The sequence below is a fragment of the Verrucomicrobia bacterium CG1_02_43_26 genome, from assembly GCA_001872735.1.
Classification (GTDB): domain Bacteria; phylum Verrucomicrobiota; class Verrucomicrobiia; order Opitutales; family CG1-02-43-26; genus CG1-02-43-26.
Genome location: MNWT01000010.1, coordinates 1 through 19,370, shown reverse-complemented (window position 1 = coordinate 19,370; position 19,370 = coordinate 1). Strand labels below are relative to the sequence as shown.

General features: G+C 42.3%; 20 protein-coding genes and 1 pseudogene. 7 read left to right on the top strand and 14 right to left on the bottom strand.

Annotation, left to right across the window (positions count from 1 at the left end; genetic code table 11):
* Position 1 precedes the first annotated feature (1 nt).
* From AUJ82_03965 to AUJ82_03910, 12 genes are all read right to left on the bottom strand, one after another.
* Positions 2-907, bottom strand: a complete 906-nt coding sequence (locus AUJ82_03965; protein ID OIO60023.1) for a hypothetical protein — start codon at positions 905-907, stop codon at positions 2-4.
* Positions 904-1,554 carry a dTMP kinase gene (locus AUJ82_03960; protein ID OIO60022.1) on the bottom strand — a complete coding sequence of 217 codons (651 nt, stop codon included), beginning with the start codon at positions 1,552-1,554 and terminating at the stop codon, positions 904-906. Before AUJ82_03960 ends, AUJ82_03965 begins: the two co-directional genes overlap by 4 nt.
* A 16-nt stretch (positions 1,555-1,570) precedes the next feature.
* Positions 1,571-2,689: a hypothetical protein gene (locus tag AUJ82_03955; protein OIO60021.1), complete on the bottom strand. Its 1,119-nt coding sequence runs from the start codon at positions 2,687-2,689 to the stop codon at positions 1,571-1,573.
* Between the two features lie 99 nt (positions 2,690-2,788).
* Positions 2,789-4,105, bottom strand: coding sequence for a hypothetical protein (locus AUJ82_03950; GenBank protein OIO60020.1), 1,317 nt, complete (start codon positions 4,103-4,105; stop codon positions 2,789-2,791).
* A gap of 15 nt (positions 4,106-4,120) precedes the next feature.
* Complete coding sequence (locus AUJ82_03945; protein OIO60019.1) at positions 4,121-4,558, bottom strand: hypothetical protein; 438 nt, start codon at positions 4,556-4,558, stop codon at positions 4,121-4,123.
* A gap of 46 nt (positions 4,559-4,604) precedes the next feature.
* Entirely contained in the window at positions 4,605-5,054 is a 450-nt protein-coding gene (locus AUJ82_03940; GenBank protein OIO60018.1) for a hypothetical protein, read from the bottom strand.
* A gap of 20 nt (positions 5,055-5,074) precedes the next feature.
* The gene (locus AUJ82_03935) at positions 5,075-5,779 is read right to left on the bottom strand and encodes an MFS transporter (GenBank protein ID OIO60017.1); all 705 of its coding nucleotides are present in this window, start codon (positions 5,777-5,779) and stop codon (positions 5,075-5,077) included.
* Between the two features lie 98 nt (positions 5,780-5,877).
* Positions 5,878-6,690: a hypothetical protein gene (locus AUJ82_03930; protein ID OIO60033.1), complete on the bottom strand. Its 813-nt coding sequence runs from the start codon at positions 6,688-6,690 to the stop codon at positions 5,878-5,880.
* Positions 6,691-6,743: 53 nt separating this feature from the next.
* The gene (locus tag AUJ82_03925) at positions 6,744-7,844 is read right to left on the bottom strand and encodes a glutamate 5-kinase (protein ID OIO60016.1); all 1,101 of its coding nucleotides are present in this window, start codon (positions 7,842-7,844) and stop codon (positions 6,744-6,746) included.
* A gap of 10 nt (positions 7,845-7,854) precedes the next feature.
* Complete coding sequence (locus AUJ82_03920) at positions 7,855-8,427, bottom strand: ribosome recycling factor (protein OIO60015.1); 573 nt, start codon at positions 8,425-8,427, stop codon at positions 7,855-7,857.
* Between the two features lie 41 nt (positions 8,428-8,468).
* Positions 8,469-9,212, bottom strand: coding sequence for a UMP kinase (locus tag AUJ82_03915; protein ID OIO60014.1), 744 nt, complete (start codon positions 9,210-9,212; stop codon positions 8,469-8,471).
* Between the two features lie 70 nt (positions 9,213-9,282).
* A complete protein-coding gene (locus AUJ82_03910) occupies positions 9,283-9,930 on the bottom strand; it encodes a hypothetical protein (protein OIO60013.1) in 648 nt (215 codons plus the stop codon).
* A gap of 212 nt (positions 9,931-10,142) precedes the next feature.
* On the opposite strand from AUJ82_03910, the gene AUJ82_03905 reads away from it, so the two are divergent.
* Both AUJ82_03905 and AUJ82_03900 read left to right on the top strand, forming a co-directional pair.
* A complete protein-coding gene (locus AUJ82_03905; GenBank protein OIO60012.1) occupies positions 10,143-11,441 on the top strand; it encodes a hypothetical protein in 1,299 nt (432 codons plus the stop codon).
* A gap of 135 nt (positions 11,442-11,576) precedes the next feature.
* Positions 11,577-12,272: a hypothetical protein gene (locus AUJ82_03900; GenBank protein ID OIO60011.1), complete on the top strand. Its 696-nt coding sequence runs from the start codon at positions 11,577-11,579 to the stop codon at positions 12,270-12,272.
* Positions 12,273-12,329: 57 nt separating this feature from the next.
* Here AUJ82_03900 and AUJ82_03895 read toward each other — a convergent pair whose 3' ends face one another.
* Entirely contained in the window at positions 12,330-12,791 is a 462-nt protein-coding gene (locus tag AUJ82_03895) for a hypothetical protein (GenBank protein OIO60010.1), read from the bottom strand.
* Between the two features lie 490 nt (positions 12,792-13,281).
* Between AUJ82_03895 and AUJ82_03890 the strand changes: the two genes are divergently transcribed.
* Positions 13,282-15,549, top strand: a complete 2,268-nt coding sequence (locus AUJ82_03890) for a hypothetical protein (GenBank protein ID OIO60009.1) — start codon at positions 13,282-13,284, stop codon at positions 15,547-15,549.
* Between the two features lie 12 nt (positions 15,550-15,561).
* Here AUJ82_03890 and AUJ82_03885 read toward each other — a convergent pair whose 3' ends face one another.
* Complete coding sequence (locus AUJ82_03885; GenBank protein ID OIO60008.1) at positions 15,562-15,762, bottom strand: hypothetical protein; 201 nt, start codon at positions 15,760-15,762, stop codon at positions 15,562-15,564.
* A gap of 571 nt (positions 15,763-16,333) precedes the next feature.
* On the opposite strand from AUJ82_03885, the gene AUJ82_03880 reads away from it, so the two are divergent.
* The 4 genes and pseudogenes from AUJ82_03880 to AUJ82_03865 all read left to right on the top strand — a co-directional run bounded on the left by AUJ82_03880 (position 16,334) and on the right by AUJ82_03865 (position 19,370).
* Positions 16,334-17,026, top strand: a complete 693-nt coding sequence (locus tag AUJ82_03880) for a hypothetical protein (protein OIO60007.1) — start codon at positions 16,334-16,336, stop codon at positions 17,024-17,026.
* 45 nt (positions 17,027-17,071) lie between these two features.
* Positions 17,072-17,677, top strand: coding sequence for a hypothetical protein (locus AUJ82_03875; GenBank protein OIO60006.1), 606 nt, complete (start codon positions 17,072-17,074; stop codon positions 17,675-17,677).
* A gap of 7 nt (positions 17,678-17,684) precedes the next feature.
* On the top strand, positions 17,685-18,674 hold the full coding sequence (locus AUJ82_03870) for a hypothetical protein (protein ID OIO60005.1): 990 nt from the start codon (positions 17,685-17,687) through the stop codon (positions 18,672-18,674).
* Between the two features lie 344 nt (positions 18,675-19,018).
* Positions 19,019-19,370: pseudogene (locus tag AUJ82_03865) on the top strand (hypothetical protein).

Below are 19,370 nucleotides of genomic sequence, written 5' to 3'. Positions count from 1 at the left end.
GCTATTTTGCACTCCATACGCGTAACGACTGCAATAAGAAATCTTCCAGCGCCACGCATTCGTTCAGGTTGACATCGAGAAGCTGGGTTACATTTTCCAGGCACCGGTTAATAGTAATGAGTTTCGTGATATAGGCATCATCGTTTGCTTGTAGAGCAAAATTGCGTGTCGTTTCTGCTATATTGCGAAAAATTTGCTGGCGTATATCTTTTTGAAAACCCGTTTTCTCAGCAATGGATTCTTCATCGCTTAAATGTTTAGAATCTTCCTCCAAGGCTTCCCAGCGGCGATCTGATATTTTTTCCAAAAGCATACTGAACTGGGCAATCAACGCGTAGAGCTGAATGATGAGCACAGATCGTTCGGTAGCAGACTTGGCTTTATTTGCCGCGCCTTGCATCCAGGTATTATAACTTTCTTTCCAGCCCTCCCATTCTGGTTCATTAATGTCATCGGGTTTGGAGAGAAAATTAAAGTGCAGGCAACGACTGCGAATCGTATCTAATATATTATAGGGACGGGTGCTTAAGAGAATAAGCGTGGTGTTCGCAGGCGGTTCTTCCAGGGTTTTTAAAAAAGCGTTGGCGGAGGAAATGTGCATTCTGTCCGCTTCATAGATAACAGCGACTTTACGCTCTGCCTGGTTTGGCGAATGCTGGATATCGAAAATGAGTTTCCTGGTGTTTTCCGCGCTGATCTGGCGCATCTTGTTCGCGGGGCGTAAGGAAAAAAAGTCCGGGTGTTGCTTGACATCTCCGTTGGGCGCGTCTAACAGCTTTTTTGCAATGGTAAGCGCTGTCTCTTCTAGAGGACTTTTGTTATGCCCGTAAAGAAGAACGGCATGCGCTAGGCGACCTGTTATTAGAGACTGCTCAATCGCTTCTGCTGGATCAAACGCTTTGTTCATGATTTAAAAAAACGGTCGCTTACTTTCTCGTATATTTCCTTTTCTATAACAGAGGGATCTCGAGAGCCGTCTATCACAAGAAATCGTTTCGGCATAGATTTTGCCAACAGTAAATAACCTTCGCGCACGCGTTGGTAGAAATCAATGCTCTCTTGTTCTAAACGATCGGGGAGGGCTGAGGTGCGTTGTTTGATGCGCTCTAGTCCGAGTTCTGCGGGGATATCCATGACGATTGTTAGGTCAGGCATCAAATCTCCAACGGCAAATTTGTTGATGGATTGTACGGGATCCGCGGAAAGTTCCCTAGCCACGCCTTGATAGACCGTGGTGGAATCTAGAAAACGATCGCAGAGCACGACCTTTCCGTCAAGGAGGGCTGGCGCAATCACTTCGCGGACGAGTTGGGCTCGGCTTGCGGCAAAGAGTAATAATTCTGTTTCGGGACACATGTTTTCAGCTGCAGAAGCGTGTTTCAGAAGATGACGTATTTCTTCTCCTATATCTGTACCTCCGGGTTCTCGAGTTGCTACTACCTCCAGGTTTGCTTTTTGAAGCCTATCTGCCAAGCGATTGATCTGGGTTGTTTTTCCACACCCCTCAGAGCCTTCAAAAGAAATAAAAATGCCGTGATTATCGTTTTTGTTCATGATTAAAATTAATGTGTTATGCCAGTTGATTAAGGAACTGCGTCAATTCGCTCAACGTTGGGGGCCTCATATTACGCACATAATATCCGGAAGCACCGTTGCCCAAGTTCAGGCAATGAATCGGCGCTAATTGTAATAATTGTCCGAGCATAAATCCAGCGTTAAAAACATCCCCACAGCCAGTAGAGATTTTTGGTTTCTCTACATAGGCATTTTCCGCGTAAACGGTTTCCTGCTTTTGCGCGCAGGCTGCTCCCCTGGGATGGCGTACGACAACATTTGTCACCTCCAGGGCTTGCTGGATCTCTGTGGCCGTGTGGACGCAGAATGCTTCATCGTTTTCTGTTTCATGTGGGTGATTGAATAGAACATTATAGACCTGGAAAGCTTCCTTTTTGTTTAAGCAAAGCGTAACACCGCCATGAGCCTGAAAGCGTTTAATGATATTGAGTACCCCGCTTAAATCCTCTGCGGAGCGTTTTTGAGGGTCGGCCAGATCAAATAGAATGACTCGATCTGCGTGTGGGCCAATAGCCGGGAATACGTAATCCAGCAAATTGTTTAAAATAGAAGACATGTGCGGCAACATGGTCCAATTGACCAATCCGATTAGATCAGCCCTAGAAAAGTGGTCTAACAGCATACCTTCGCCTATTTTCTCTACGATCGCTTCGTAGGTAATTTTTTCCAGATTTTCTGTTTTACCTAGCATGATTTTACCATCGTCAAATTCCAGAGCTGCTGTGTAGCTAGGTTCAGCAATTGAGCAAACATCAGCTTTTTTGCAAAACTCCTCAAAAACAGGGTTAATAGTAGGGTAACCTAAGGAACCTATATAGCGTGTCTTGATATTAAACGTCATTAACGCATTGGCCATAATGGGCCCATTGCCCCCTATTTTTCTCAATAGTGTTACGAGCTCAAAGTTTGTGCCCTTGCCTGCTGCATTTTTAATATGATCACCAAACGTATCGATTGTATTGATGGGCGAGTAGGCCTCTCCTGGTCCGAATCGTTGGTCGACAACGCGTGTAATAGCATCAATAAAGCCATCAAAACCGACTAGAGCTTTTTTCTGGGATAGGGTACCGACTTTCTTGTTTAAATGATCCAGGGTTTCTTTTAGGTGACGCATATTATCTGTCAGTTTGAATCGTTTATGCGGATAAGAAAAACTTATTTTCAGGAAACGTATGTTTTTTTTATTATTTTTCGTTTAAAGGGTAATTTGTCGTTACTGGCAAACTGCCCGTGGCAGTTCTTTCCAATTGGTGGTATAGCGAGGTGTCTTTGTGCTCGTCTTGGGGTGCCAACTCGTGGAAACCCCGCGAGCCGCGAAAAAACAACCTTCTTTACCCCAGCGCTGCCGAAGGGTATCGAATATTTTCATAAGGTTAGCCTGTCTGGCGTATTCTTGGGGAGTTTTAAAGAGCGATAGCGTTGCGGTTTCTTTTGGCATAAGCCCGGTAAGGAATATGCCTGTTTTTTTGTATTCATAGTTCGGCTTGTAGATAATAGTGAGAGCCTCCGTTGCTTTGTGTATGAGGTCAGGCGTATAGTCTGTGGGGTCATCAAACGAAAGTACAAGGCTGTTGCTGTATTGTGGCTTATACGCATAGGGGCTCGTTCGTATAAATACACCAATTCCGGATGCCACGAGCCCTTCCCTCCTTAGACGGTCTCCGGCGGAGGTAGCGTGTGCGGCCAGGCTTTCTGCCAAGCTTGCTTTATCTGTAACTGGCTGCCCAAAGGAGCGGGAACGCAGTAAGCTTTTTTGAGCTTCATGCTCTTCACCTAGATGAAAGCAGTTCGATAATCCCTGCAGCTCCATCTGTAAACGTAATCCCAGTATGGACATGTGCCGTTTTACCCAGCTTTGCGGGATCTCTGTAAAATCCAGTGCTGTGTGGATGCCTCGGCTTGTAAGGAATTCGGAATAACGCCGGCCGATTCCCCATACTTTGCTGATAGGTGTTTTTTGCAAAGTATGTAGCCGATCGGGCTCCGTGCCAATTAAGCATATTCCGTTGTAATGCGAGTTGTTTTTTGCCTGGTAGCACGCAATTTTTGTTAAGACCTTTGTTGTTGCAATGCCTATTGATATAGGAATTCCCAGACATTGCTGGATCGTATTTAGCGTTTTTATGGCACTATTCTTGGCTTTTAGCGGATTTCTGTGCGAAAAGCGGATAAAGGCCTCATCTACAGAATAGCGGTCTACACTTGGGTATTCTCGTTGCAATAATCGCATTACTCGGTTGGAGAGGTCTCCATACAAGGAAAAATTAGAGGAAAGGGTAACAACTTCGTGCTCTCGTACAATTTCTTGAAACTCGTGTAAGGGAGCCCCCATGCGTATACCCAGCTTTTTAGCCTCATTGGAGCGGGATACAGCGCAACCGTCATTACTGGAAAGAATAACAAGCGGTACGCGCTTCAACTTCGGCTGAAATACGCGTTCACAAGAGACGAAGAAGTTATCACAGTCCACTAGGCCAATAAAGGGAATGGTGGGAGTGATTTGTTGTTTTTGGTATAAGTTGCTATCCATCGATGAGTTCACTTTTTATGCGTTTGGGTAAACATTATGAATGGCAAAGGTAACGACTCCCCAGATTTGGGCTGGGTTATCACCATTGATCTCAATAGCCGGGAAACTGGCGTTCTCTGGCTTCAAGAACCACTTTTGTTTATGGAAAACAAGCCGTTTGACGGTAAATTCATCATTAATAATAGCAATTACGATATTTCCAGAAGTAGCCGAAAGGGAACGATCTACGATTAAAATATCATCAGGGTAAATGCCTGCATCGCGCATGGATTCTCCGCTCACGCGCACGAAGAAGGTTGCTTCAGGGTGTTTGATCGTGAGTTCGTGTAAATCCAGCGCCTGCTCGTAATGGTCACTTGCTGGGGATGAGAAACCTGCTTGCACGCAGCTTAGCATGAAAGGGATTTTGCTGGAAGAAGATGATGTTGAAACAACCGAAGGTAAAGCTCTCATTAGTGAACATTTGATCACTTATTCTTGGAGAGTCAAGCGGGATTCTTTAAAAATTCTTCTGCAGAAATTCTTGTTTCCAAAAATAGCTATCTAAGAGGGCGGGATCGTCTTGCCCCAGCAGTTTTTTAGCGGCATAGAGAGCCTCGATGGAAGCCAGGCCACGGTGTGGGTCTTGGCTAGTCTTGCTTATTCTTGGATAAGCTGTTTGAAGATTCTCTGGGAGGGATCGCTTGATAGGATTTCCCGTTAAACAACCCTCCAGTTGAGGAAGAAGCCTCCATGTGCTGTCCAATAAAAGCAACGGGTGGATGGCATCGTCTTCGGATAGAGGCTGGCCATCTAATGTCAACAAGATGAAACCTGTGGCATCAAAGGTTATTCCAGGCTTAAACTCGATAAAAGTAATACCTTCGCAGTCTTTGAGAGGTTGTAGACTGCATTTACTTTTACGCTCCTTGTGGTGGCGTATGATCGTGATAGGAATCGCGCCTGACATGGGTTATGAGCCTAGAAGGTTTATTTTCCTTGTTGTTGCAGGACAGATTCTAGCGTTAGTCCTGTTAGTTTCTTAATGCCAGCGAAGAGCATCCAGAGGGCAATGAACATGATAATGGTACAAGGGAGTGCTATAACCGGAAAACTAAGAGCGGTCATTTTCCCAAGTTCTTGAGTAAAGGCTTCCGTTCCGGTATCGCTTTGTATAATAATCCTAGCAAGGGCAAAATTAAGTACTGCACTTAAAAGGAAGGAAAAGGACAACAGGTAGGTACAACGAAGCAAAAGCTTATTAAAAGCTGTTTGATTATTGTTCTCTTCAAGGGCGGATTCTACTTTAGGTACATCGATAATTTTTTTATTAAAGAGCAATGTACGCACTAAAGGGTATCTCGTCTTTAATGAGACAAGGACTGCAATCCCTATCAATAAAGGAATGGCAGCTTCTTTGATAGCAATCCACTCTTTGGGAAGGTGTAAGAGACCGATCCCTCCGGTAAGAAGTATACTGATAAAGCCTAGAATGGAGAGGACATTATACTTTCTGCGGCATATAAGATCATAGATACCGTAGCTAATAGGGAAGGCCAAGGCGATTGCAAGCGCTGCTGTAGGTGATAGGCCAAACCATTGCCCTCCTTTCATCATAAGCAGAACGGGTGCAATAATATTGAGTAGGAGGTTAAGAAAACTATTTTCTTTTTTATCTTTGTGGCCTTTTTCCATTTTTAATAAGTTAATTATAAGGGATAATATCAAAGATGGCAAGGCAACATTGCTAGGGAGTGCTTTGGAACAGCTCCTTTACCGTAATTAACCTAACCTTATTCAGCTTCCCTTGTAATGGCAAAAGGAGGATGCGTGCTGACGAATTCCTTGTAGCGGCTGATGGCACGGGCAAATTTCTCTGGCGTTTCGATATGGAGGTTATGACCACCGTCTTTAAACGTCATGAGGGCAGATCGGGGAAAATGCTTTTTAATCGCTTCTTTGTCTTCATCTAAAACATAGCCGGAGGATTCGCCTCGAATAAAAAAGGCGTGGCCGTGGAAGACCTCGTTTTCTTTTATAGGAGATTTCATGAGAGGGGCAAGGTTTGCCAGAAGGCCTTGTAGATTGGGGTTCCATTTCCAGGAATCTCCCTCTCGAGCGAGGTTTGTTAAAAGAAACTGCCGCATGGCCCAGTCTGGTACGGTTGTTTCGATTGCCTTTTCGGCTTCGTGGCGCGATTTTAAATGTGTCAAGTCAATGCTCAACATCGCTAAGAGGTAATCGGCGAAATGTATATGGTATTCCTTCGGGGCGATATCTTCTATAATAAGCCCGCGAATCTTCTGAGGATATTTCATGGCGTAGGCCATAGCAACTTTGCCGCCTAGACTATGCCCTAGCAGGAAAAAATGTTTAGAAACTGCATGGGCGCTTATCCATTCATGTAAATCTTCAACCATGTTATCAAAAGTCATAGAATCTCGGTGAGGGGAGACACCATGGTTGATGAGATCTAGCGCATAAACATCAAAATGTTCCGCCAAAAGCTTGCCTACAGAAGCCCAATTTCTGGAAGAGCCCAATAATCCGTGTAGGATGATGAGGTAAGGTTTACCTTGGGTACCAAAAGATCTGTCTGCTAGCATGGTGGATTTTATAACATGGTGTTCGGTGAGAATCAATGCTGGAAGTATTTTCCCTAAGCCTCCCACGTCACTAAATGATCCCGATGGATCACTTCCAGTTTCTTGTGTTTTGGAAAGAGGGGTTGTATTTCGCTGGACTTCATGCCCTTGATGGCATCAATTTGTTCCTGGCTAAATTGCGTAATCCCGCGTGCGATAGGATTACCCGCTGGGTGCTCTATATTGACAACATCGTTTTTAGCAAAACTACTATTCGTAGAAATAATTCCCTTGGCTAAAAGGCTAGCGCCTCGGTTTATAAGAGCATCTGCCGCGCCGGCATCTATTTGTATACTACCTCTAGGGTGTTCAAAAAAAGCGATCCAGCGTTTTTTAGATTGTAAGGATTGTTTTTTCGGAACAAAGAAAGTGCCTTCAGGCTCGCCTTCAAGCAGGTGTTGAATGGGGTGAGGTTTAAGGCCGCTAGTGATAAAAACACCACAGCCTGATTGAGTTGAAATTTTAGCAGCCATCAATTTACTGACCATTCCCCCTGTGCCCGTTACATCTGTAGTATTGCCGGCGAGAGATTCGATGTCTTTGGTGATACTGGGAACAACCGGTATGATATTATTTGTCTTATCTAATAGACCAGGAGCGGAAGAGAAGATAACCAGCAGTTGTGCTTTCACAATGCTGGCTACAAGAGAGGCTAGGATGTCATTGTCTCCAAATTTCAACTCGTTTGCGCTGATAGCATCATTTTCATTTAAAATAGGAATAATGCCGTGAGAAAGAATTTTATGGAGGCTATTTTTGACGGCTACGTGGCGGTTGCGTAGTCGAAGGTCATCTCTTGTGAGAAGTAATTGAGCAACATTTATGCCGTGGGGCGCAAACCCATTTTGCCAGGTTTCGGTGAGAAGACTTTGGCCAACTGCAGCGCAAATTTGTTGGGTTGTGATATCTTTAGGGCGCTTATCAAAACCAAGTCGCCCCATGCCAAGCCCGACAGCACCGGAACTGACAATAATGATGGATAGACCCATGTTTTTAAGCACAGCAATATCGTGACAGACAGAGCGAATCAGATCTGTTTTCAGAATACCGACACCCTGCGTTAAAACACGCGTACCGAGCTTGATGACAACGAGTTGTCCCTTATGTAGGAACATAAATGGAGGGTTAAATGTGCTTCAACTCTTGCTCTTTTTTAACAAGGTGCGTTGCAATTTCGTTGTTATGCTTATCGGTGATATGCTGGATTTCCTTTTCGTAGCGGACAAGGTCATCTTCGGAAATGGAGCCTGCCTTTTGCTCTTTTTTAAGCGTGTCAATGGCATCCCGTCTGGCTGATCGAATAGCAATGCGGCCATCTTCTGCCATTGTGTGCGTTACCTTGATTAAATCGCTTCTACGTTCTCCGCTGAGTTCCGGAATGGGGCAGCGTATGTGGGCGCCGTCTATGACAGGGTTTAAGCCTACATTTGCTTTTTGGATCGCTTTTGAAATTTCTTGCAACATGCTTTTATCCCATGGCTGAATAGTGATACAGCGCGGATCAGGTGTCATGATTGCCGCGATTTCTTTCATTCGCATAGCAGAGCCATAAGCGTCTACCATGACATTTTCTACCATAGCAGGGGATGCTTTGCCGGTATGAATCGTACTAAATTCTTTCAAGACGTGATCTACGCAATTGTTCATTTTTTGGGTCATGTCTTTGACTATTTTGGTGGCATCAATAGAAGCGTTCATAAGAATAGATGGTTTAGTTGTTTAAATATTGAAAAAAAAGATTAATGCACAAGAGTGCCAATGCTGGCACCAAGGATGGCATCACGTATACTGCCTTCTTTATTCATGTTAAAGACGAGTACGGGTACGTGGTTATCCAGACAAAGGGAGAAAGCGGTGGCATCCATTACCTTGATGCGTTTTTGCAGAGCTTCCAGAAAAGAAAGTTCGGTATATTTTTTTGCATCTGGGAATTTTTTAGGATCTTTATCGTAGATACCGTCAACTTTTGTGGCTTTCAGAATGATCTGGGCACCTATTTCGTTAGCGCGAAGGGCAGCCGTAGTGTCTGTTGAGAAATAAGGATTACCGATCCCTGCGGCGAAAATAACAAGACGCCCCTTTTCCATGTGACGGATGGCGCGGCGTAGGATAAACGGTTCGGCAACGGCACTCATGGGGATTGCGCTTTGAAGGCGGGCATCGACACCCATCTTTTCTAATGCATCCATAATAGCCATGCCATTGATGACAGTGGCGAGCATACCCATATAATCACCAGTAGTACGGTCTACACCACGATTGCTGGCACCATTTAGACCACGGAAAATATTACCACCACCCACAACGAGGCCGACTTGGACTCCCATATCGTGAACATCTTTGAGCTGTTTACCAATGTTTTGAAGCACTTCAGCATCAATGGTCTCCCCGTTTTCTTGATTCCGAAGGACTTCACCACTGATCTTCAGGATAATGCGTTGATATTTAGGTTTAGGATTCAAGGCCGGTTGTTCTTTATACATGACTCTTCTTGTAAGATGCGTAGATTGTTAAGAGCTGTCAATATTGTAACGTTAGTTCACTAGAAGAACTTTAGTCTACGTAATGGAGGTCAATCGGTAGGGGCCAATAAGTGGTAACTGTTTGTTGCTCAATGAAATTGTGCGATTTTTGATGAACGGATTTTTCTTGATAGGAAGGTTGGATTGCCATGTCATGAGCGTACTTCGTTTGAAATTGCTGGATGAAGGAGAGAATGGGATTTAGGATTTCATGGATAGTGCTTGTTTGACAATTATTGCACTCAAAACCGGAGAGATTCACAATAGCCATATCGAATTTGCCAAAAAGAGTCTTACCTAACCTAGCATTTGTATAGAATTGGTTGTAAATTTCGTTATGATATTTTGAGTCAATTCTCTCGTGTAGGTTAGTAAATAAATTGATTAGATTTTGTTTTACTGCGGGTAATTTAGGATCTGCGCCGAAATGGTAATGTGTATTATTTTGGCTACATTTTAGGTTATCGAGAAAATAGACGTACTGAATGTAGGTAGAAAGCTGCTTATAGAAGGTAATTCCAAGTTTTGATTCCACGGTATTAAAGTAGTGAACTGATGGAATGAATGCATTCGAGGGGCTATCTGAAAAGACTCCCGGATTACCCATTGTCGCAGGTAGCAAAGCAATAAATGCAAATAGGATGGCGATGTAAGCTTTTGTGGGATTGTTTGGGATCATGACAGGTAATTTTGGTGTTGATGGTAAGTTGTTTGGATTTTTTTTGTGGCATGAATGCAGCTATTGGTGCTGTCTGCAAAGAAGGCTACAATAAAAAATGTGAATCAAGGGTTGAACTCAAGTCGGATCTTTGTTATGGTGTAAAATTTACATCAAATATAATAAAATCAAATAAAAACTATAAGAAAGGGTAACAGAGGTAAAAACTAGAGATGTCAAAATTTAAAGAGAGTACGCTTTATGCGTACAGACACGGGCTAACATTTGCGTTTTTCAATGGGATAACATGGACGATTGTCCTAGGTAACCCTATTATATTGCTGGCTAATTATTTAGAAGCAACAACTTTTCAAGTAGGCTTGCTTACATCATTTCAATTTTTGATGTTGCCGCTGCAGGTATTGGCGACCGCGCTTATACCCCATTTGGGCTATAAGCGGCAGATGATATCATCCTGGGTGGCCAGAACATTCTTGCTAACCGTTCCTATACTGATGGCCTTGGCTGCACGGAATGGGGCTCATTCTTGGATGGCAGATGCTTTAGTTTGGAGCATTTTTGGCTTTTGCATATTTCGAGCTGTTGGCTACGCCGCATTTTATCCCTGGCTATACGATCTTGTCCCGGAAGATTTGAAGGGGAAGTATTTCGCAACTGATCAGTCCTTTATTTACTTGGCCTCACTGGGAGCACTTTTGGGCTGCTTTGTATTGTTTGGAACGCTTGAAGAGTACATGGCGTATGTACTGGTGTACGGAATGACGGTTGTTACCTCGATTGCTTCGATTGGGGCATTGGGGAGATTGAAGGGGGTGAAGAAGGTGAGGGCGGGGAGTTTTCGGGATATGTTTAAACATACTCCGGAGTTGCTGTTTAAAGCGAGCCCGTTTAGGCTTTACTTGGTGATAACGGTGCTGTGGACGTTGGCCGGGCATTCGTTTATTCCGTTTTCGGTTAATTATTTAAAAGTAGAAACGGGTTTAACGGATAATGTAATTATATTGTATACTGTAATACAGTTTATGGGTAGTATTATAGCAGGGTTAATGATACGTGGGGTTATTGATCAGGCAGGTGTTAAGCCTATGTTTATCGTGGCTATGGTGTGTTTCTTGGGAGCGACGGTTTATTGGATCTTGTTTGTAGGGGGGCTTGTGGGCTTGGGGATATTGATGCCGGTGAGCTTTTTTGTGCTAGGAGTAGGTAATTTGATGTGGTACACCTCCCACTACAAGTATATTGATGAAGTGTCTCCCCAGAAGAATAAGGCGTTAGGGGTGGCTTTGCAGACGGCCTTTTTTGGGCTTGCGGGAGGAGTTTCGCCGATCGTTATGGGCTATGCTTTTATGCCTGAGGCTGGTGATGGCGGTATGAATTCAGGCGCGTTTCTAATGTACTTGATTGCCTCTGCGGTTGTCATGGCTTTGCTGATATTTCCATTACTGAAGATAGGCGGAGAAGGGCGTGTGTCTGAGGACGGGGTGCCCGAAGGGGTGCGTCAGAAAGGGTAGTAGGGTTTATAGGTATATCATTAACCCTTTATAGAAGCTGTATCCTTTTGTTTTGAAATTTATTGACAAGCGGTTTTGGCAGTGCTCTAATAATAGTCTCAAAATAAACGTTAACCCTAGATTAAGGACAATAAAATGAAATTGTATAAGAGATTTATATTATCAACCGTAGTTGCTGCGGCAGCCTTTAATGTTGGATTTGGCGCCATAGACGGTGTTTACTTTACCTCAGAAGTATATAACAATACGGATAAAGCTTTGGTGTTTGAGTATAATACGAGCAACCAATGCAAAAGCAAAGATAATAAGGCTTACGCAGGTAAGGTGGTGCTTAACCCTAAAGAGCCGATGCAGACTGTTTTGGATAAGATTCCAGGAGGCGAAGCCTGTGACGGTTATTTGAAGTTGGTAGCTGTGAAGATTGACGGTAAAGAGATTCCTGTTGTGACTTATTCTAACCCTAATGATTTAGAGTTTAAATTTTATGGCGAAGGCGCAAATGTGATGCGTGGTAAAGTTGATGGGCGCGAATTTATTGTTAACTATTTTAGCAGTAATCGTAAAGACGTGATTGCGGTTAAGAATCAACAGGGCGTAGAGGTTAATATGGATCACAAGATTTTTACAACTACTATTACTGAGCAGAATATTATTACGCTGGCAGCCGGTGGTATTATGGGCCTTGGGGGTCATAACGCTTTGAATGCGGCTAATTTTGTAGCTAATACCGGAGTTGCTATTAAGGAGTTGACCTATGATTTGTGTGGTAAAGCCAAAGACAGTGCCTATCATTATGCCGGTAAGGCAAGTGACTGGTGGAATAAGAAGTAAGCTTATTTACCCCGATTAATTATATTTTGGGAGCGCTCTTGCGAAGGAGCGCTCGTTTTATTTTTGAGTGATTGTGGGCGGCAGGTTGAGTTTTGCTCCAGGGGCGATGTTGTTCTTGGAGAAGAAGCCTTCATTGACCTCCAGGGCGTAAAGTACTTGCGGGCTGCTAGAAGTCATAGCTGTTTTGTTAAATGGCTCGAGGGAATGGATTTCCAGGAGGATACCATCGGCATCAAAGAAAGCAATGTCGAGCGGAATGGAAGTATTTTTCATCCAGAAACTTACTTTTTGGGGTGAGGGAAAGATAAAAAGCATGCCGTGGTTTGAAGCGAGCGATTTGCGGAACATAAGGCCTTGGGCGCGTTCCTGAGGTGTTTTTGCGATTTGGACCGATAGTGAGGTATCTTCGATCTTTATAGGAACCCATGGGCGGGGTTGATCGGACGGATAGCCTGCCATGAGGGTGGTTTTGGTGAAGATTAAAATGAAGAGAAATGAGGGAATGAAGTTCTGGTGCATGATTGAGGGAGGGGGGAACAATTATGATAGGAGTATGTTTGAAGCGTGCTCAGAAATCAATGGGGAAAGCAATTTTTTGGGGTTTGATTTTTTTAATTAATTTATGTATATCGACTGAAGGGTCCAGTTCGGTAGTTTGATTTTATGGCTCTTATTGAGTTTTTTTTATCTATTTTTTGATATTTATTAATCTCCGATCGATCGCCATTTAATGTTTATTTGTCCATTTTTTATGCATTAACTCGTCGTAGGAATGGACGTTTGTTTCACCTGAAACAAAAAACGGGCTTTTTGGTGATCAAATGTTTACCTGTATTGCGGACGGTTATATTTTGGATTCAGATAACATTGCGGGTAACGGTTGCCTTTCGAATGATTTTTTATTTCGAAATATAAGTTTGCATTTTTGTGCAATGAATATATAATAAAATAATTCGCCTTATGTAAACAGTGCTTAATGGTAAGAAGATTATAATAAACTTAAAATAATATGAATATAAATAATTCTACAGGAGAAAACATTGGCGATAAGGGGGCTCGGATCGGTAAATCGGGAGGTGAAGGCGTTGGTAAGCTTGGTGGCAAGGAGGTTGAAATCGCTAAGAAGTCCGGGCGGCGTAGTGAGTCGAATGATGAAGCCCCTGATATTAAGGAGTTTAATAAGTGGAACATTGAAAAGAAGGACTGGAAGCCAAAATTTAGCATTCGAACCCCTGATGAGGCAAAAAATGAGAAGATTGATTTGAGTTTAGAAGGAGCACTTGAAGATCTTTATGAATTGGAGAATGCTTCTGAGGAAGAGAAGCAGGTATTACTCAAGTATCTCAAGGCATTTGACGAGATTAAAGAGTATTCATATTCTAATAAAGGTGAGCATTGGAGTGCAAAGGACGTAAACAAGATCATTCGTGGGGTGTTTACCGATGAGAAAGGAATAATCAATGAGGATGCCAATAGTTGGGTGAATTTTCAGGGTGCGGATGGATCGACGTTTTTGCTAGAGGCATTTAAGCATGGGGATATGGAGAGTTGTCAGGCTCTGCTTTTTTTAGGGGCAGATCCTTGGATCGAAAATCATAATGGAGAAAGTGTTATTTCCTTGCTGGATAAATCGGATCGGGAGTTTCGAGATGAGCTCATTAAATATGAATTGTCTCGTGATTTTGATTCAGATTTTTCGAAGAATATAATTGAGAGCTACGGGCTCACCAGTGACCCGAATGAGAAAGGTAGCGGGAAGCTGGCAATAAGTTATATTAGGCGGTTTGAGATTGTGAGCGCGTTGAGAGAAGGAGCATCGGAAAATGAAATTATTGAAACGTATATTCCTGAATTTAAGGAAATATACGAGGAGTTTGATCACAAAAAATCGATAGAGCTCCTGAATAAATTACTTAAAGAGCCTGAAGTAAGTGTGTTTCTACAAGAAGCAAAGTATAGCTTTAGACTTGGTGTGCTGTACGATTTCATGGATCGAATTCGAGGAATAAGCAAAGAATCTGATGAGAAGCAGGATAAGATGCAGCTAAACTTGTTTGAAGAAAAATTGCCTAGGGCATTGAAGAACTGTTTGCCCCTTATAAAATTTGATCGCAATCACGTGATGGATTGTGAGCGGCTAATGAAAGATCCGAGTTCGCTGACGATTGAAAAGAAAAAGCAGCGTTTAGAGACGGACAAAAAGTCCACGGCATTAATATTGGGTTCTGCGCTTTGCCACAGCTCAATACCTGAGATGTGGAAGAATGGAGGTTTTGGAAGGTTTTTTGAGCAGTTGTCTGAAAGCGAACAAGAGCTTTTTATGGGGCTACTTAAGGAAAGGGACAATTTGGGGAATCCTGTGGTCGTGCAGCTTTTTAAAGATGCCAAACTGCTCGAGGCATTCTTTGGGGGCTTAAAGACAGAAGAGGAACGGCTTGCAGCTTTGGAGCTCTTTAAGGAAAAGGACAATAAGGGGAATCCTGTGATCGTGCAGGTTATTTATGATGCCAAACGGCTCGAGGCATTCTTTGGGGGTTTAAAGACAGAAAAGGAATGGCTTGCAGCTTTGGAGCTGTTTAAGGAGAAGACCTATCTGGGGAATCCTCTGTTTAGTTGGGTTATTGCTGATGACAAACTGTTCGAGGCGTTCATTGGGTGTTTAAAGACAGAAAAGGAACGGCTTGCAGCTTTGGAGCTATTTAAGGAAAAGGGCAAAGATGGGGATCCTCTGTTTCGCCGGTTTGTTGTTTATCCCGAACTGCTCGAGGCCTTATTTGGGTATTTAATGAGCGACAAGGAAGAGCTTGCGACTTTGGAGCTATCTAAGGGAATTACCGAGTACCTAGATAAAAATCTTGAAGATGGAATAAATGTTGTCTTCAAGAAAAAACAGCAGCAGTATGAAAAAAGCTCTTACTTCAATCAGTATATACTAGGAAGTAAACCCAAGAAAGTATCACACTTTTTGGTTAATGAAGGCAGTGACATGAGAGAGGCGCTCAGTCAGATCGTTGGCGAAAACGTGATTAATGCTCTTAATGATAAAAATAAGCAGCTGAATTTAATTGTAGCGAATATTTTAGGCCTTTACCTACATTTTAAGAGAGCTCTCGAAAACCCGGAAGCGTATAAGAATCTAGTGGATAAATTGTATGTGACAAAGCCGGTAATGTCTGTGGGATATACACCGCTTGAAGAGATTGATTATGGGACATTCAATGACGAGTTTAAGAAGTTTCTGAATGGAGAGATAGATATTGAGACTTTGTGCGGGTAAAAGAAGGTGATTTCAAAGCCCGAAGGGCACACGAGGTGAACGGAAAGATAAGACGTTGAAGGAGACGGAAGCGGGGGGGTATTTCATGAAAATGAGCTTGGTCGAGTAGATGGAGTTGCGAGCTTGTTGTGTTTTTTTGACATTTTGCCCGTAATGAGAGGAGTATTTGGGCTGTTTTTTCATAAAAACATGTGCGCTAAAGGGATTGCCCATGCATGAGGGATTAACCCTAGTACATTTACGGTTAATAAATGTTTAGCACATTCCTTAAATAGTGTTCAGATGCTTATGCTTACCTATCTCAAGCTCGAAGTAGTGGTGATCTCAAACTCGAAGTGCAACAGTATTTTACCACACTGTTGCACTTCGAGTTTGAGATCACCACTACAGCTACCACGTCTAAATAAGGTGTTACCACTAAAAGACCCTATGTTCATACAGTAATATAGCATGGTTTGTAAAAAAACCAAGAATCGGCTTAATTTAAGCGGATTATTTTTATGGTCAAGGCAACTTAATTAACCTTTTTACTCAACTAAGTTGTCTTGACCCATTGATTTTTGTATGAGCATCTATCATCAGGGATGCTTATGGATATTAAAAAGTACAAAATGTTTTTAGTTCAGGTAATGAAGGGAAGGATAGGAATGCTTGTAGTGAAATTGTGGACGAGGAAGTGAAATAGGCAGGTAATGCTTTATTTAGTGATAATCTAATTATATTTTTTTATTAATGTTTTATGTTAATTTGACAAATTAATGAAAAGACGATAAAGTAAATAATTATGGATGATAATGTTTCGAAGTTAAATAAGCACAGAAGAACCCCTTCCGAGGAAAAAAAGTTCCTCTCTGAGGAAAAGCGTGTAACAAAAGGGGAGCCATCCCAAAAGCGCATAAGCAACGATGAGCAAGTTCATGGAAAAGATCTAGTTAATCGGGACATAACAAAAATCAATAAGGAGGATGCGAGCAAGGGATTTGACATATTGATGAATTATGGAATGATCGACGACCCTACTACGGACGAAAAACAAGAGGCCGAGGATGCTTTGATTAAGTATTTCAATAATTCCGATCGTTTAGAGGAAAAAGACGTCGAGGGAAATAACGCTTTCCACTGGGCAGTTAAAATCGGATCTATCAAAGCTTGGAAAACCTTCCATGACATTTTAGATAACAATAATAAGAATAACAACCCCGACCTCTTAACCGAGCGTAATGTAAATGGCATAGGCGAAACCCCTTGGGAGCTTGTATTTGAGGCTCAGGATGGAGATTTTATAAAAAATGTGCTTCTTGATGAATCTAAGCGGTGCGACAACTCTCCTATCATTGGAGGATTGAAGGAAAAATATAAAGATAACATTGAAGGATATAAGAATGACAGTGAATTTATTACTCAGTATGCGAAGTTGCAGGAAAAGGTAAATAGAACTATCAGTGATGGAGTAATTGAAGTAGCGTATAAAAGCTGAAAAAATACTCAGGATAATAAGTCGGATACCTCCGTTAAGGCCTTTATGCGGACTGAAACCTATTTTGAAATAGTGAATCCTATACTGAAAGCGGGCAATTCCAGGATCATCAAACACGTAAACAATTTTGACCCTAAATACGGCATCAAAGCGCTACTGCAGGAACTTTTCGATTCAACCCCATCGCGAGAAAAATCGATGATCGTCAGTATTTTTTCGAACAACGATCCTTACGGGCTTTTCACTCTACTGGGTTACAAAAAAGAAGATCTGAAGCAATTTGCACAGGCTAAGTATGCGGGCACTTTAACACAAAAGGGCTGTTTGCATTATTTGATCTATACCCTGAACGATGCCAAGATTGACTTCAAGGACATCCTTTTAGTCAAGGGCTTGGGGGATGGAAAAATACTGCTTTATGCGGCAGAAGAGGGCTATTTGGAAAAGGTATTGACGGCGCTGGATGCCACTAATATCGACTTCAAGGACATTAAAGAGGTCCTTTTAGTAAAGAATCAGAATAAGATGAACCTACTGCATTATGCGGCACAAGAAGGCTGTTTGGATAAGGCATTGAAGGTTTTGTTTAAGGCCAAGGTAGATTTTAAGGTCATTAAAGAGCTCCTGTTAGCTGAGGGCCTTTTTGGGTAATAACGTAGTGGGTCTTGCGGCAAAAAATGGCCATTTAAAGAAGGCATTGGAGGTTTTGTTTAAGGCCAAGGTAGATTTTAAGGTCATTAAGGAGCTCCTGTTATCTGAGGACCTTTTGGGTCATAGCGTAGTGGGTCTTGCGGCAAAAAATGGCCATTTAAAGAAGGCATTGGAGGCTCTGTTTGAGGCCAAAGTAGACTTCGAAGACATCAAAGCATTCCTTTTTGCCAAGAACACGAATGATAAAAACCTACTGCATTATGCGGCAGAATGGGGCCGTTTGGGTAAGGCATTGGAGGCTCTGTTTGAGGCCAAAGTAGACTTCGAAGACATTAAAAAGCTCCTTTTTGCCAAGAACACGAGCGGGGAACCCCCAATCTATTATGCGGCCGGAAAAGGCGGTTGGGTTAAGGCATTGGAGGTTTTGTTTAAGGCCAATGTAGGCATCAAAGACATTAAAGAGATCCTGTTAGCTAAGGACAGCGCTGGTGATACCCTACTGCATAGTTGTGTAGCAGACCAAACTCTTCTCGGGGTAGTGGAGGTTTTATTTAAGGCCAAGATAGACATCAAGGACATTAAAGAGCTGCTGTTAGCCAAGGGCGAGTTTGGTAACGCCGTAATGCATCAAGTGATTTCAAACAATGGTTCGGAAAAGATAATGGAGATCCTGATCAAGGCCAAGATAGACATCAAGGACATTATGGATCTTCTTTTGGTCGAGAACGAGAAAGGTTTCACCCCACTGCATTTTGCGGCAACAAAGACGGATTTTGACAAGTTAGTGAACGATTTAGTGGCTGCGGGTGCAAGCCCTGTTAAGCTCAAAAGGGTTCTTCTTTCAAAGAATTCGGACAACGAAGAGTATCAGGCGAGAATCAATAAATTATTCGAAAACTTAATGACTGAAGATGAATTTATTGTCGTGGTTCCAGAACCAGAGCCAGAGAAAAAAACCTTTTTTCAAAAAGCTTTCAAATTCTTTGGTTATAAATAGCGATTTTAGTTTAACTTTAATAAAGCAAAAGGTACCCCATTCGCAAATCGGTACCTTTTTGCTGTTTGGGGTGCTGTAATAGTCTTAAATGAGGCAACGCAAGCTAAAATTCATAAAGAAAAAAGCAGGAGTACTTTAGTTGGCCGGTAAACAGGGAAGCGTAAGGCATGCCTATCGGGTAGGGTGGGGATTTTAGAGACTGGATTCTACTGATTTAATGAGCAGTGTTGCACTTCGAGTTTGAGATGGGGGGATAATTACCTAAAACTCTCGTAAGTTTTACCTATATTACTTGATTTTAAATAAAAGCAATGCTATCTTATCAATAGGAATGATTGAACTATATGGAAGGTGTAAATAGAAACAATATATCACTCAATGAAGGCAATAAAGAAGAACTTAATAAAGAAGTAGGTTCCCTGGGCGATAAAAAGGTGGAAAGCCCGAGATCGTTTGATACAAAGAATATTTCCAAAGAAAACTCATTAAATAATGAAGGAATTCTATCAGATATTACAAACAGAGATATATCTCAAACAGAAATCAACGAGAATGAAGATTTGTCTAACTTGCTTTTAGATTATGAAATGTCAGAAAACCCTTCTCAGGAAAAAAGACAAGAGGCCGTTGAAGCATTAATTAAGTATTTCCATAATGCCGATCGTTTAAGAGAAACAGATTTTCGGGACAATACCG

Bases quoted from the DNA above. Each gene is read 5' to 3' on its own strand.
- AUJ82_03965 (OIO60023.1), bottom strand. From the start codon at position 907: ATGAACAAAGCGTTTGATCCAGCAGAAGCGATTGAGCAGTCTCTAATA.
- AUJ82_03960 (OIO60022.1), bottom strand. From the start codon at position 1,554: ATGAACAAAAACGATAATCACGGCATTTTTATTTCTTTTGAAGGCTCT.
- AUJ82_03955 (OIO60021.1), bottom strand. From the start codon at position 2,689: ATGCGTCACCTAAAAGAAACCCTGGATCATTTAAACAAGAAAGTCGGT.
- AUJ82_03950 (OIO60020.1), bottom strand. From the start codon at position 4,105: ATGGATAGCAACTTATACCAAAAACAACAAATCACTCCCACCATTCCC.
- AUJ82_03945 (OIO60019.1), bottom strand. From the start codon at position 4,558: ATGAGAGCTTTACCTTCGGTTGTTTCAACATCATCTTCTTCCAGCAAA.
- AUJ82_03940 (OIO60018.1), bottom strand. From the start codon at position 5,054: ATGTCAGGCGCGATTCCTATCACGATCATACGCCACCACAAGGAGCGT.
- AUJ82_03935 (OIO60017.1), bottom strand. From the start codon at position 5,779: ATGGAAAAAGGCCACAAAGATAAAAAAGAAAATAGTTTTCTTAACCTC.
- AUJ82_03930 (OIO60033.1), bottom strand. From the start codon at position 6,690: ATGCTAGCAGACAGATCTTTTGGTACCCAAGGTAAACCTTACCTCATC.
- AUJ82_03925 (OIO60016.1), bottom strand. From the start codon at position 7,844: ATGTTCCTACATAAGGGACAACTCGTTGTCATCAAGCTCGGTACGCGT.
- AUJ82_03920 (OIO60015.1), bottom strand. From the start codon at position 8,427: ATGAACGCTTCTATTGATGCCACCAAAATAGTCAAAGACATGACCCAA.
- AUJ82_03915 (OIO60014.1), bottom strand. From the start codon at position 9,212: ATGTATAAAGAACAACCGGCCTTGAATCCTAAACCTAAATATCAACGC.
- AUJ82_03910 (OIO60013.1), bottom strand. From the start codon at position 9,930: ATGATCCCAAACAATCCCACAAAAGCTTACATCGCCATCCTATTTGCA.
- AUJ82_03905 (OIO60012.1), top strand. From the start codon at position 10,143: ATGTCAAAATTTAAAGAGAGTACGCTTTATGCGTACAGACACGGGCTA.
- AUJ82_03900 (OIO60011.1), top strand. From the start codon at position 11,577: ATGAAATTGTATAAGAGATTTATATTATCAACCGTAGTTGCTGCGGCA.
- AUJ82_03895 (OIO60010.1), bottom strand. From the start codon at position 12,791: ATGCACCAGAACTTCATTCCCTCATTTCTCTTCATTTTAATCTTCACC.
- AUJ82_03890 (OIO60009.1), top strand. From the start codon at position 13,282: ATGAATATAAATAATTCTACAGGAGAAAACATTGGCGATAAGGGGGCT.
- AUJ82_03885 (OIO60008.1), bottom strand. From the start codon at position 15,762: ATGGGCAATCCCTTTAGCGCACATGTTTTTATGAAAAAACAGCCCAAA.
- AUJ82_03880 (OIO60007.1), top strand. From the start codon at position 16,334: ATGGATGATAATGTTTCGAAGTTAAATAAGCACAGAAGAACCCCTTCC.
- AUJ82_03875 (OIO60006.1), top strand. From the start codon at position 17,072: ATGCGGACTGAAACCTATTTTGAAATAGTGAATCCTATACTGAAAGCG.